Source organism: Streptomyces sp. NPDC091289 (genome assembly GCF_044757365.1).
In the GTDB taxonomy this organism is placed as follows: domain Bacteria; phylum Actinomycetota; class Actinomycetes; order Streptomycetales; family Streptomycetaceae; genus Streptomyces.
This window is the reverse complement of record NZ_JBIVUT010000006.1, coordinates 156849-168474: the sequence shown is the minus strand read 5'-3', so window position 1 is coordinate 168474 and position 11626 is coordinate 156849. Positions and strand designations below refer to the sequence as shown.

The 11626-nt window shown below is 71.7% G+C and carries 14 protein-coding genes and 3 tRNA genes; 6 read left to right on the top strand and 11 right to left on the bottom strand.

The window, feature by feature from the left end; genetic code table 11:
* Positions 1 to 70 precede the first annotated feature (70 nt).
* Positions 71 to 706, top strand: a complete 636-nt coding sequence (locus ACIQPT_RS09835) for an NAD(P)-dependent oxidoreductase (protein ID WP_401154469.1) — start codon at positions 71 to 73, stop codon at positions 704 to 706.
* 27 nt (positions 707 to 733) lie between these two features.
* On the opposite strand, the gene ACIQPT_RS09830 is transcribed toward ACIQPT_RS09835, so the two are convergent.
* From ACIQPT_RS09830 to ACIQPT_RS09795, 8 genes are all read right to left on the bottom strand, one after another.
* Positions 734 to 1789 carry a UDP-N-acetylmuramate dehydrogenase gene (locus ACIQPT_RS09830; RefSeq protein WP_401154467.1) on the bottom strand — a complete coding sequence of 352 codons (1056 nt, stop codon included), beginning with the start codon at positions 1787 to 1789 and terminating at the stop codon, positions 734 to 736.
* A gap of 71 nt (positions 1790 to 1860) precedes the next feature.
* Entirely contained in the window at positions 1861 to 3309 is a 1449-nt protein-coding gene (locus tag ACIQPT_RS09825; RefSeq protein WP_401154465.1) for an MFS transporter, read from the bottom strand.
* Between the two features lie 81 nt (positions 3310 to 3390).
* On the bottom strand, positions 3391 to 3939 hold the full coding sequence (locus ACIQPT_RS09820; RefSeq protein ID WP_401154664.1) for a TetR/AcrR family transcriptional regulator: 549 nt from the start codon (positions 3937 to 3939) through the stop codon (positions 3391 to 3393).
* Positions 3940 to 4071: 132 nt separating this feature from the next.
* Positions 4072 to 4500 carry a MaoC family dehydratase gene (locus ACIQPT_RS09815; RefSeq protein WP_401154463.1) on the bottom strand — a complete coding sequence of 143 codons (429 nt, stop codon included), beginning with the start codon at positions 4498 to 4500 and terminating at the stop codon, positions 4072 to 4074.
* On the bottom strand, positions 4500 to 4952 hold the full coding sequence (locus ACIQPT_RS09810) for a MaoC family dehydratase N-terminal domain-containing protein (RefSeq protein WP_401154462.1): 453 nt from the start codon (positions 4950 to 4952) through the stop codon (positions 4500 to 4502). The genes ACIQPT_RS09815 and ACIQPT_RS09810 overlap by 1 nt, the downstream gene beginning before the upstream one ends.
* Positions 4953 to 5075: 123 nt before the next feature.
* Complete coding sequence (rpmG, locus tag ACIQPT_RS09805; RefSeq protein ID WP_003956487.1) at positions 5076 to 5240, bottom strand: 50S ribosomal protein L33; 165 nt, start codon at positions 5238 to 5240, stop codon at positions 5076 to 5078.
* A gap of 88 nt (positions 5241 to 5328) precedes the next feature.
* A tRNA-Met gene (locus ACIQPT_RS09800) sits at positions 5329 to 5401 on the bottom strand.
* Between the two features lie 46 nt (positions 5402 to 5447).
* Positions 5448 to 5520 (bottom strand) — tRNA-Thr (locus ACIQPT_RS09795).
* 255 nt (positions 5521 to 5775) lie between these two features.
* Between ACIQPT_RS09795 and ACIQPT_RS09790 the strand changes: the two genes are divergently transcribed.
* The gene (locus ACIQPT_RS09790; RefSeq protein WP_401154460.1) at positions 5776 to 7071 is read left to right on the top strand and encodes an amidohydrolase family protein; all 1296 of its coding nucleotides are present in this window, start codon (positions 5776 to 5778) and stop codon (positions 7069 to 7071) included.
* Positions 7072 to 7105: 34 nt separating this feature from the next.
* On the top strand, positions 7106 to 7762 hold the full coding sequence (locus ACIQPT_RS09785; RefSeq protein WP_401154459.1) for an SDR family oxidoreductase: 657 nt from the start codon (positions 7106 to 7108) through the stop codon (positions 7760 to 7762).
* A 74-nt stretch (positions 7763 to 7836) separates the two neighbouring features.
* Here the strand turns inward: ACIQPT_RS09785 and ACIQPT_RS09780 are convergent.
* Positions 7837 to 7918, bottom strand: a tRNA-Tyr gene (locus tag ACIQPT_RS09780).
* A 163-nt stretch (positions 7919 to 8081) separates the two neighbouring features.
* Here ACIQPT_RS09780 and ACIQPT_RS09775 point away from each other — a divergent pair.
* Positions 8082 to 8570 (top strand): YajQ family cyclic di-GMP-binding protein, encoded by a 489-nt coding sequence (locus tag ACIQPT_RS09775; protein ID WP_006126857.1) that lies wholly within the window; start codon positions 8082 to 8084, stop codon positions 8568 to 8570.
* A 37-nt stretch (positions 8571 to 8607) separates the two neighbouring features.
* Here the strand turns inward: ACIQPT_RS09775 and ACIQPT_RS09770 are convergent, their stop codons facing one another.
* Positions 8608 to 9858: an MFS transporter gene (locus ACIQPT_RS09770; protein WP_401154458.1), complete on the bottom strand. Its 1251-nt coding sequence runs from the start codon at positions 9856 to 9858 to the stop codon at positions 8608 to 8610.
* Positions 9855 to 10193 (bottom strand): helix-turn-helix transcriptional regulator, encoded by a 339-nt coding sequence (locus ACIQPT_RS09765; RefSeq protein ID WP_203686520.1) that lies wholly within the window; start codon positions 10191 to 10193, stop codon positions 9855 to 9857. Before ACIQPT_RS09765 ends, ACIQPT_RS09770 begins: the two co-directional genes overlap by 4 nt.
* A 165-nt stretch (positions 10194 to 10358) precedes the next feature.
* On the opposite strand from ACIQPT_RS09765, the gene ACIQPT_RS09760 reads away from it, so the two are divergent.
* Positions 10359 to 10907 (top strand): methylated-DNA--[protein]-cysteine S-methyltransferase, encoded by a 549-nt coding sequence (locus tag ACIQPT_RS09760; protein WP_401154456.1) that lies wholly within the window; start codon positions 10359 to 10361, stop codon positions 10905 to 10907.
* Between the two features lie 3 nt (positions 10908 to 10910).
* Positions 10911 to 11606 (top strand): alpha-ketoglutarate-dependent dioxygenase AlkB family protein, encoded by a 696-nt coding sequence (locus tag ACIQPT_RS09755; RefSeq protein ID WP_401154454.1) that lies wholly within the window; start codon positions 10911 to 10913, stop codon positions 11604 to 11606.
* Positions 11607 to 11626: the final 20 nt, after the last annotated feature.

Sequence of the window (11626 nt, the reverse complement as noted above, 5' to 3'; positions counted from 1 at the left end):
ATCTTGACGCCCGGGTGGGGAGCCACTCATCCTAGAGGTTAGTGAACACTCACCCACCAGGGGGCGCACTATGAGAATCACCGTGTTCGGGGCGACCGGCGGCGTCGGTCGGGAGATCGTGGGACAGGCGCTGGCGGCGGGTCACGAGGTGACGGCCGTGGTCCGTGACCCGGACCGACTCCCGGAGCCGCTGGACCGCGCGGCGCTGCACGCCGTCGCGCGGCTGGACGATCCGGCGGCGGTGCGAGCGGCGGTGGCGGGGCGGGACGCGGTGCTCTCGGGGCTGGGTTCGCGCGGCCGCAAGGCGAACGGCGTCGCCGAGCGGCTGACGGGGCAGATCCTGACGGCGATGGAGGCCGAGGGAGTCCGGCGGCTGCTGGTGGTGAGCGCGGCGCCGGTCGGGCCGGAGCCGGCGGACGATCCGCTGGTGGACCGGCTGGTGCGCAAGGCGATCGGGGCGGTCCTGGCGGAGCTGTACGCCGATCTCGCCCGGATGGAGGCGGCGTTGGCCCGCAGCGCCACGGACTGGACCTCGGTGCGCCCGCCGAAGCTGACGGACGGGCCGCGTACGGGTGTTTACCGACGGGTCGCGGGCGGTACGCCGCGCAGCGGCCGGTCCATCTCCCGGGCGGACGTGGCGCACGCGATGCTGGCGCTGATCGACGACCCGGCGGCCGTGAAGCAGGGCGTGGGCGTCGCGTACTGACCGCGTACGCCCCGCGCGTCTGCGCCCCTAGAGGCTGACGCCGACCGTGACCGGCTCGTTGACCAGGGTGACGCCGAAGGCCTGGTGCACCCCGGCGACGACCTCGCGGGCCAGCGCGAGCAGGTCCTCGGTGGTGGCCGCGCCCCGGTTGGTGAGGGCGAGGGTGTGCTTGGTGGAGATCCGGGCGGGGCCGCTGCCGTAGCCCTTGGTGAATCCGGCCCGGTCGATCAGCCAGGCGGCCGAGGTCTTGGTGCGGCCGTCCTCGGCGGGGAAGGCCGGGGGCGTCACGTCCGGGCCGAGGTGCTCGCGGACCCGGACGAGGAAGTCCTGGAAGGCGGCCGGTTCGAGGATCGGGTTGGTGAAGAAGGAGCCCGCCGACCAGGTGTCGTGGTCCTCCGGGTCCAGCACCATGCCCTTGCCGGCGCGCAGCCGCAGCACGGTCTCGCGGGCGTCCGCCAGCGGGACGCGGTCGCCCTGTTCGACGCCCATCGCCCTGGCCGTTTCGGGGTACTTGAGGGGCGCGGAAAGCCCGGCGGCCTCTTCCAGCTCGAATCGGACACGCAGCACCACGAAGCGGTCGGGTTCGGCCTTGAAGCGACTGTGACGGTACGAGAACGCGCACTCCGTGTTCGGAATGGTCACGGTCTCCTCGGTGCGCCGGTCGTAGGCGACGACCTCCGTGATGGTGGAGGACACCTCCTGTCCGTACGCGCCGACGTTCTGGATGGGCGTCGCGCCGGCGGATCCGGGGATGCCGGCCAGGCACTCGACGCCCGCGAGACCCGCCTCGACGGTCCGGGCGACGGCGTCGGTCCACACCTCGCCGGCCGCCAGCTCCAGGGACGTACCCGAGAGCGCGAAGCCCTTGGTGGCGATGCGCAGCGCGGTGCCGTCGAAGCCCTTGTCCCCGATGACCAGGTTGGAGCCGCCGCCGATCACCAGCAGCGGGGTGCCGCTCGCGTCGGCCTCGCGGACGGCGGCGATCACCTCGGCGTCGGTCGTGGCGGTCAGCAGCCGGGCGGCGGGGCCGCCGAGCCGGAAGGTGGTCAGGGGGGCGAGGGGGGCGTCGTGGAGTTCCTGCACGGGGACAAGAGTACGGTCCGTGGCCCCGCCGCTCGTGCGGGGCCACGGACCGTACGCCGGGGCCGGGGGGCTCAGACGGCCGCCGGCTCCGGCTCGGGAGCGCCCTGGTCCACCGGTTCCGGGGCGGGGCGGCCGGTGGGGCGGCGTCCCGGGATCAGGAGCGCCACGAGTGCGCCCAGGGCGACCGCACCGGCCCCGATCCAGACGGCGGGCACGGTCCCGTCCGCGAAGAGCTGAGGTGAGCCGTAGCCGCCCCGCGCGGCGAAGACGGCGGCGAGCACCGCGACCCCGAGCGCCCCGCCGACCTCGCGCAGCGCGTTGTTGGCTCCGGAGGCGATGCCCTGTTCGCCGGGCCGGACGCTGGAGAGGACCAGGCTCGCGGCGGGCGCGAAGTACAGGGCCATGCCGACTCCGCCGATGATCAGGGCGGGGAGCTGGGCGGTGTAGTTCACGTCGGGTCCGAGGACCAGGGCGAACAGGCTCAGCCCGAGGGCCTGGAGCGCGAGCCCGGTGACCACCACCGGGCGGCCCCCGAAGCGGTCGGAGAGATACCCGGCGAGCGGGGCGACGAGGATCGGCATCCCGGTCCAGGGCAGCATCCGCAGCCCGGCCTCGGTGGGCGAGTGTCCGAGGCCGTTCTGCAGGAACTGGCTGAGCAGGAAGATCGATCCGAACATCCCGAGGAACATCAGCAGGCTCGCGGCGTTGATCCCGAGGAAGGCCCGGTTGCGGAACAGCCGCATCGGCAGCATCGGGTTCTCCGCCCGGAGGCCGTGGCGGACGAACAGCCCGAGCAGGGCCGTGCCGGCGAGCAGCCCGGTCAGGACGAGAGGGCTGGTCCACCCGTGACTCGCGGTGTTGACCAGGGCGTAGACGATGCCGAAGAGGCCCGCGCTGACCAGGACCGTGCCACGGATGTCCAGGGGCGCCTTGGGGGCGTACGACTCGGTGAGCCGCAGCCGGGCCAGCGGCAGCAGCACCAGGCCGATCGGCACGTTCAGCCAGAAGATCCACTGCCAGGAGATGTGCTCGGTGAGCGCGCCGCCGATCAGCGGGCCGCTGGCGACCGCCACCCCGGTCACCGCTCCGAAGACGCCCAGTGCCGCTCCGCGCCGCTCGGGCGGGACGGCGGCGCCGATCAGGGTGAGCGTCAACGGCATCATGATCGCCGCCCCCACGCCCTGGACCGCGCGGAAGGCGATGAGCTCCTCGATGCCCGGGGAGAGCGCGGCCGCGGCGGAGGCGGCCGTGAAGACGGCGAGTCCGGTCATGAACAGCCGCCGTCTGCCGTACCGGTCCCCGAGCGCGGCCCCGAGCATCAGCAGTACGGCGAAGGTGAGGGTGTACGCGTTCACCGTCCACTCCAGCTCCTCCAGGCCGCCGCCGAGGCTCTGGCGGATGGAGGGGAGGGCGGTGGTGACCACGAGGTTGTCGAGGGCCGCCATGAATCCGGCGACGCTCGTGATGACGAGAACCCAGACCGTTCCCCCGCGGCCGGCCGTGCCGTGTCGTACGTCCATGTCCATGACTCCCCCTGTTGGTTAGTTATTGATTACTAACTTCTGCGGACAGAAAACCGGGCCGGACCCGGTGCGCGCTGTTCAGACGATGGGCCGGGCCGAGTCGTAGAACCCCGACCAGACGCGGTGCTCGGCCGGGAAGCCCAGCGAGGCGAGGGTGTTGACGAGCATCCCGTACGCCAGGAACGTCGTCGTCTCGCTCTCGTCGGCTCCGAGCATCAGGTGCACCTCGTCCCACATCTGCCCCCAGCCCGCCCTCAGGGACTCCCCGAAGGCGTGATCCCCGGAGGCCTCCGCCGCGGCGACGGCGGCGTACGTCTGCATCTGCATGATCAGCTTCTCGCCGTCGTGGACGATCAGCCGCTGGTACGCCTCGGCCATGGCATGCAGAGCCTCCTCCCCCTCCAGCCCCTCGGAGGCCGTCGCGAAGACCCCGCGGATGCTCTCCAGGCAGCGTTCGGCGGCGGCGATGAAAATGGCCTGCTTGTTGGGGAAGAGCCGGAAGAGATAGGGCTGCGAGACGCCGACCCGCCGGGCGATCACCTCGGTGGACGTCCCGTTGTAACCACCGCGGGCGAACTCGGTGATCGCCGCCCGGACGACGCTCTCGCGCCGCTCCTCCGCACTCATCCTTGCCATGGAAGTAAGTTATTACTCAATAACCAATGTGGCAAGGGCCCGGGTCGACGAACACGGGTGAGGGGCGTCCCTCCGCGGGAAGTACCCGCGGGAGGAACGCCCCTCAGCTCTCGCCCCGACGCCTCAGGCGAGCCGGACCACGGCCCGGGACATGCCCAGCACCTTCTTGCCGTCGCACATGGCGACCAGGTCCACCCGGACCAGGTTGTCGTCCAGCTTCGCCGCGACCTTGCCGCTGACCTCGATCAGCGCGCCCTTGTCGTCGTTGGGCACGACGACCGGCTTCGTGAAGCGCACCCCGTAGTCGACGACCGCGCCCGGGTCGCCGGCCCAGTCCGTGACCACCCGGATCGCCTCGGCCATGGTGAACATGCCGTGGGCGATCACATCCGGCAGCCCGACCTCGCGCGCGAACTTCTCGTTCCAGTGGATGGGGTTGAAGTCGCCGGAGGCGCCCGCGTACTGCACGAGCGTGGCCCGCGTCACCGGGAAGGACTGCGCCGGCAGTTCCGTACCGACCTCGACCGACCCGTAAGAGACCTTCGCCGTCATCACGCCTCCTCGGCGGCGCGCGCCACCAGCTTCGTGAGCGCCGAGACGACCAGCTCGCCGGCCTCGTCGTACACGTCCCCGCGGATGTCCACGATGTCGTTGCCCGCCATGGACTTGATGCTCTCGATCGTCGAGGTGACCGTCAGCCGGTCCCCCGCCCGCACCGGACGCACATAACTGAACTTCTGGTCACCGTGGACGACCCGGCTGTAGTCCAGGCCCAACTGCGGGTCCTGCACCACCTCCCCGGCGGCCCGGTAGGTGATCGAGAAGACGAAGGTGGGCGGCGCGATCACATCGGCATGACCGAGCGCACGGGCCGCCTCGACGTCGACGTACGCCGGATGGGTGTCGCCCACCGCCTCGGCGAACTCGCGGATCTTCTCCCGGCCGACCTCGTACGCCGGGGTGGGCGGATAGGTCCGCCCCACGAAGGACTGGTCGAGCGCCATGAGCTCGCTACCTCCTGAGAAACCTGGTGAAAGACGAACAAGGGCACGCCCCCGTGCGGGAGCGACCCCGTACAACGACACGAGGCCGCCCCCAGAGGGGACGGCCTCGTGTACGAGCCTGATTCAGCGCGTTTCGCGGTGCGCGGTGTGCGAGTTGCAGCGCGGGCAGTGCTTCTTCATCTCAAGACGGTCCGGGTTGTTACGCCGGTTCTTCTTGGTGATGTAGTTCCGCTCCTTGCACTCCACGCAGGCCAGCGTGATCTTCGGGCGGACGTCGGTGGCAGCCACGTGAGTGCTCCTTGGACGGACGATGGACGGATGAACGCATAAAAGGGTAGCCGATCGAAGGACCGACCCAACAATCGGCTACCGTTAGTAGCGGTGACCGGACTTGAACCGGTGACACAGCGATTATGAGCCGCTTGCTCTACCGACTGAGCTACACCGCTTTGATGAATGAGTCCCCCCGCCGAAGCGGGGTTTCCCGATCACCAGAGCCCCAATGCGGAATCGAACCGCAGACCTTCTCCTTACCATGGAGACGCTCTACCGACTGAGCTATTGGGGCGAGCGATGAAGACATTACACGGTCCCCCGCCGGTTGCCCAAATCCGTTTGTTCCGCACGCTCCGGCCCTCCGTCCGGGGCCGCCCACACCCCCTGATCAGGCCTTGATCCAGGCCGCGTCCGACTCCGGACCCGGCCCGGCCGGCCGCCGGCACAGGCGCACCGGTACGACTATTCCGCTCCTCCCGGAAGCCGCCCCCGCACGCCCCTAGGGTGTGGTCACTCCGTGTGATCTTGCACCCCTCCCAGGAGCGCGATGCCTGACAGCCAGCCACGGCGGCCCGACGACAACGCGCCCGACAGCGCCGACGCAGCCACCACCGCCGACACCCCCGCCCTCGTCCTCGGCGGCGCCCGCCTCGCGGACGGCCGAGCCGTCGACGTACGCCTGAGCGGCAGCCGGATCGAGGCCGTCGGCACCGCGGGCAGCCTCACCGCCCGCGGCCCCCGCATCGACCTCCGCGGCTATCTCCTGCTCCCCGCCCCGGCCGAACCCCACGCCCACAGCGACACCGCCCTCACCGCGGACAGCGCGGGTCCCGACAGCCCGGGCCCCGCCTCCCACCGCGCCGAGGACATCCAGCGCCGCGCCACCGAGGCCGCGCTCCTCCAGCTCGGCCACGGCGCCACCGCCCTGCGCACCCACGTCCGCGTCGGCGACGTCCAGGGCCTCGTCCCGCTCGAAGCCGTCCTGCAGGCCCGGCGCGCCCTGCGCGGCCTCGCCGACGTCATGCCCGTCGCGGTCCCCCGGCTCCTCACCGGCGTCGCCGGAGCGGACAGCCTCGCGATGCTCAGGGACGCGGTGAAGATGGGCGCGGCCGTCGTCGGCGGCTGCCCCGACCTCGACCCGGACCCCACCGGCTACACGGAGGCCGTCCTGGAGATCGCCGCCGAGCACGGCTGCCCCGTGGACCTGCACACCGACGGCGACGACCCCGCCCGGCTGGCCCGGCTCGCCGCGATGGCCGCCGGCCTGCGCCCCGGCGTCACCCTCGGCCCGTGCGCCGGTCTGGCCCATCTGCCGCTGGACGCCGCGACCCGCGCCGCCGACCGGCTGGCCGCCGCCGGGATCACCGTGGTCTGTCTGCCCCAGGGCGGCTGCGCCGGTGCGGAGCGCCGTACGACCGCCCCCGTACGCCTGCTGCGCTCCGCCGGCGTGCGGGTCGCGGCGGGCAGCGGCGCGCTGCGGGACACGGCCAACCCGGTGGGCCGCGGCGATCCGCTCGAGGCCGCGTACCTCCTCGCCTCGCAGGCCGGGCTACGCGCCGAACAGGCATACGACTTGGTCTCCACGACCGCCCGTGCGGCCCTCGGCCTTCCCGACGTACGGGTCGAGGCGGGCTTCCCCGCCGAACTCCTCGCCGTACGCGGCGAACGGCTCTCCGCGGTGCTCTCCCTCGCCTACAGCCGCATCGTCATCCACCGCGGCCGGATCGTCGCCCGCACCAGCGCCGTGCGCGAGTACTGCGACTCCGACGCCGACGCCACCGCCGGCCTCGGCGGTCTTCCGCGCCAGGGACGACCCGACTCCGGTTCCGGGCCCAGGAACTGAGCGGGAGCCCGCTCCCGGGCGTACGGTCGGGGGTATGCGCATTGTCATCGCAGGTGGACACGGACAGATCGCACTGCGGCTGGAGCGGCTGCTCGCCGCACGCGGGGATGAAGCCGTAGGGATCATCCGCAACCCCCAACAGAGTCAGGACCTGACCGACGCCGGCGCCCAACCCGCCGTGCTGGACCTCGAATCGGCCACCGTGGAACAGACCGCGGAGGTGCTGCGCGGCGCGGACGCGGCCGTCTTCGCGGCGGGCGCGGGGCCGAACAGCGGTACCGCCCGCAAGGACACCGTCGACCGCGACGCGGCCGTGCTGTTCGCCGACGCGGCCGAGGCGGCGGGCGTCCGCCGCTATCTCGTCGTCTCCTCGATGGGCGCCGACCCCGACCACCCCGGCGACGAGGTCTTCGACGTGTACCTCCGGGCCAAGGGCGCCGCCGACGCCGACGTACGCTCCCGTACCGCGCTGGACTGGACGATCCTGCGCCCCGGCATGCTGACCAACGACGCGGGCACCGGGCAGGTCCTGCTGGCCGCCTCGACGGGCCGTGGCCCGATCCCCCGCGACGATGTGGCGGCCACGTTGCTGGAGCTGCTGGACACCCCGGCGACGGCGGGCCTCACCCTCGAGGCGATCTCCGGAAACGTGCCGGTGACGGTGGCCGTGAAGGACGTCGCGGGCAACTGATCCGCTCTCGCACCAACGACCCGTACCAACGACGAAGCCCCCGACCAGAAGACTGGTCGGGGGCTTCGTTCGCGTGGCGGCGCCAGGGTTCGAACCTGGGTAGGCTGAGCCGGCAGATTTACAGTCTGCTCCCTTTGGCCACTCGGGCACACCGCCTCGAACGACGCGTTGGATCTCGTGGTGAGCTCCTTGGCGACGACGTAAACAATACCTGATGACCAGGGGTGCTCCGCCACCTGATTGATCAGCGGCCGGACGGTGTGGCGATGGCTAGGCTTTGGGCTGTATCCCCAGCATTCGACGCAAGGAGCCACACGTCATGGCCGACTCCAGTTTCGACATCGTCTCGAAGGTCGAGCGGCAGGAGGTCGACAACGCCCTCAACCAGGCCGCCAAGGAGATCTCCCAGCGTTACGACTTCAAGGGCACGGGCGCCTCGATCTCGTGGTCGGGCGAGAAGATTCTGATGGAGGCGAACGGCGAGGAGCGCGTCAAGGCCATCCTCGACATCTTCCAGTCCAAGCTGATCAAGCGCGGCATCTCGCTGAAGTCGTTGGACGCCGGTGAGCCGCAGCTCTCCGGCAAGGAGTACAAGATCTTCGCCACGATCGAGGAAGGCATCTCCCAGGACAACGCCAAGAAGGTGGCGAAGATCATTCGCGACGAGGGCCCGAAGGGCGTCAAGGCGCAGGTCCAGGGCGACGAGCTGCGGGTCAGCTCGAAGAGCCGGGACGACCTGCAGGCCGTGCAGGCGCTGCTGAAGGGTCAGGACTTCGACTTCGCGGTGCAGTTCGTGAACTACCGGTAGTCACCGCAGCCAACCGGCCTGACCTGCAAGGACGTTGTCAGGCAGGCCGTCCGGGGCACAACGGGGGCGCATCGTCGAGGCCGACCTCGACGGCGGCTCTCGTTGTGTCGTCGCCCGCCGGGGCGTGAACGGGCGTACGCGTCCGGGCCGGTAGCACCCGTGCGCTCGCGCCGATCCGGCCGAGCAGAGCGATGGCGAGCCCGGTGGGGATCAGCGCCCATCCCGCGAGATCGGCGGAGTCCGCTCCGCCGGCCAGGAGGCTGCTTCCCGTGGCGGCCCCGGCGGCGGACCCGAGGTACATGGCTGCCATCTGGAAGGCGATGACCGCCATCGCCCGGTCCGGGCGGTCCCGGGTGAGCGCCTGCTGCAAGGTCGGCACACTGGCCCAGGCGGCGGCTCCCCACACTGCCGCGGCGATCAGCCACACAGCCGGGACGGAGAAGGCCCAGACTGCTGCGAAGCTCGCGGCGAGCAGCGCCGGCAGGGCCACCAGCAGCGCCCTGGGGCCGTATCGGTCCAGGGGCCTGCCGATCAGCGCGGCCCCCGTGACGCCTCCGACGCCCCACGCCCACACCAGGGCGAAGCCCCAGTCCCGAAGGCCTCGGGCGTCCGCCATCGGCAGCAGGTAGGTGTACAGGCCGAGGCTGGCCACGCCGAGCAGGAACGCCGCGACGATTCCGGCGGAGACCGTGCCCGAGCGCAGCACTCCGAAGACCGGCGCACCTCCCGTCACGGGCAGGGTCGGCAGGGTGTGCGCGCGGGCGGCGAGGGCGATCATGCTGAGCACGCCGACAGCGACGACCAGGGCCATGGTCCAGCGCCAGCCCCAGCTCTGCCCGATCAGCATGCCCACGGGCACTCCCGCGACCGTCCCGGTGGACAGCCCGAAGGTGACCATCGCCATCGCCCGGCCGCGTTCGCGGTCGGCGACCATCGCGGCGGCGGTCGCGGTCGCGACCGCCGTGAGGATGCCCGCGCCCGCACCCGCGACGACCCGGGACGCGAGGAAGAACGCGACGCCCGGCGCCACGACGGTGATGAGGTTTCCGAGGTTGAACACACCGAGCGCGATCAGCAGGGCCCGTGCGGTGCTGCCACGGGTGAGCCGTCCGGAGAGCAGCGGCCCGGCCACGGCGTAGGCGGCGGTGAAGGCGGTCACCCCGAGGCCGATCACCGCGACAGTGGTCGCCAGTGAGTCGGCGATCGACGGCAGCACCCCGGCGAGGACGTAGGCGTCGATACCGAGGGCGACGGCGGCGGCGACCAGGGGCCACACCTTGCGGATCACGCGTCCTCCTCGTCGTCCGCGCCTGCCGGGTAGCCGGTCAGGACGGTCCGGATCAGGCCGGGGAACCGGGCCTCCAGGTCGTCCTCGCGGAGCCGGATCATGCACTTGCGCCCCTCGGCGCGGACGAACACGATCCCGGACTCGCGCAGCAGGCTCGTGTGGTGCGTCAGCGTCGAGCGCGGCAGGTCCGGGCCGAGGTCGATGCTGTCGACCTCGCCGTGTTCGACGAGCATGCGGACCATGCCCAGCCGCAGCGGCTCGCTGAGCGCGAACAGCACCCTGGGCATCGCGATCTCGGACGTCTCCGGGTGCTGGTACACCCTTGCGGCAGCCATGAAGCCTCCCCATCGTTCGAAATATCTCGCACGAATATAGTTCGACAATTCCCGCACGATCAAGCCGGGCGCGTCCCGGGGCGCGGACGTGATGTCCGAATACCGCCGGTGGCCGTGCGGCGCGTGGGCGCAGACTGGCGGTACGGACCGGGAGAGTGAGAAGGCATGACGACGACGGTGTACGCGCGGGTGGAGAGCCCGCTGGGCGAGCTGCTGCTGGTCGGCGAGGCGGCGGTGGGCGAACCGGATGCGGCGGGGCCGGATGCGGCCGGAGGCACCGGTGTCCGGCTGCTCTCGCTGTCGATGCCCGGTCAGAAGGGCGGCGCGGTCGTCCAGGACGGCTGGCGGCACGCCCCTGGGGCGTTCGCGGGGGTCGCCCGGCAGTTGGAGGCGTACTTCGCGGGGCGTTCGACCCGGTTCGACGTGCCGTTGGCCGAGGGCGCGGGCACGGAGTTCCAGCGGCGGGTCTGGACGGTGCTGGAGTCGATCCCGTACGGAAGCACGGTGTCGTACGGGGAGGTCGCGGCACAGGTCGGGGCCTCGGGCGCGGGGGTGCGGGCGGTGGGCACGGCGATCGGGCGCAATCCGTTGCTGGTCGTGCGGCCGTGTCACCGGGTGATCGGGGCGGACGGGGCGCTGCGGGGGTACGCGGGCGGGCTGGACCGGAAGAAGCTGCTGCTGGGGATCGAAGGCGTCGAAGGCGGGGCGGGCTGAGCCGTGGCGCAGGGGCTTCCGCCGTCCTCGGACGGTCTGTTCCGGCGGCCGCGGAGGGTGGTCGCGCCGGGTGCCGTCCATGTGCCGGAGTGGCTGTCGGTGGAGCGGCGGGCGGAGTTGGTGTCGGCGTGCCGTCGGTGGGCGCGGGGGCCGGTCCCGTTGCGGCACACGGCGCTGCCGGGCGGCGGGGTGATGTCGGTGCGGACGGTGTGCCTGGGGTGGCACTGGCAGCCGTACCGGTACGCCCGTACGGCTGACGATGTGAACGGCGCCCGGGTGGCCGCGTTCCCGGAGTGGCTGGGCGATCTGGGGCGGGCGGCGGTGGCCGAGGCGTACGGGGACGAGGGCGCGGCGGAGGCGTTCGCACCGGACACCGCGCTGATCAACTTCTATGACGACACAGCGCGGATGGGGATGCATCAGGACAAGGAGGAGCGGTCGAGCGCTCCTGTGGTCTCGTTGAGCATCGGGGCGAGGTGTGTGTTCCGCTTCGGGAACACGGAGGGACGCGGACAGCCCTACACGGATGTGGAGTTGGCGTCCGGGGATCTGTTCGTGTTCGGCGGGCCGTCGCGTTTCGCGTTCCACGGGGTGCCGAAGGTGTGTCCGGGACCGGCCGACCCGGCCGCGGGGCTGCGGGCCGGCCGGTTGAATCTGACGTTGCGGGAGACCGGGATGACGTCACGGGACGCGCGGTAGGGCGGTGGCGGTGTGTGCCG

Coding starts and splice junctions, on each gene's coding strand:
- ACIQPT_RS09810 (WP_401154462.1), bottom strand. CDS start 4,952: ATGGCGCTCGACCAGTCCTTCGTGGGGCGGACCTATCCGCCCACCCCG.
- ACIQPT_RS09835 (WP_401154469.1), top strand. CDS start 71: ATGAGAATCACCGTGTTCGGGGCGACCGGCGGCGTCGGTCGGGAGATC.
- ACIQPT_RS09765 (WP_203686520.1), bottom strand. CDS start 10,193: ATGGCTGCCGCAAGGGTGTACCAGCACCCGGAGACGTCCGAGATCGCG.
- ACIQPT_RS09760 (WP_401154456.1), top strand. CDS start 10,359: ATGACGACGACGGTGTACGCGCGGGTGGAGAGCCCGCTGGGCGAGCTG.
- ACIQPT_RS09820 (WP_401154664.1), bottom strand. CDS start 3,939: ATGAGTGCGGAGGAGCGGCGCGAGAGCGTCGTCCGGGCGGCGATCACC.
- ACIQPT_RS09785 (WP_401154459.1), top strand. CDS start 7,106: ATGCGCATTGTCATCGCAGGTGGACACGGACAGATCGCACTGCGGCTG.
- ACIQPT_RS09825 (WP_401154465.1), bottom strand. CDS start 3,309: ATGGACGTACGACACGGCACGGCCGGCCGCGGGGGAACGGTCTGGGTT.
- ACIQPT_RS09775 (WP_006126857.1), top strand. CDS start 8,082: ATGGCCGACTCCAGTTTCGACATCGTCTCGAAGGTCGAGCGGCAGGAG.
- ACIQPT_RS09790 (WP_401154460.1), top strand. CDS start 5,776: ATGCCTGACAGCCAGCCACGGCGGCCCGACGACAACGCGCCCGACAGC.
- ACIQPT_RS09815 (WP_401154463.1), bottom strand. CDS start 4,500: ATGACGGCGAAGGTCTCTTACGGGTCGGTCGAGGTCGGTACGGAACTG.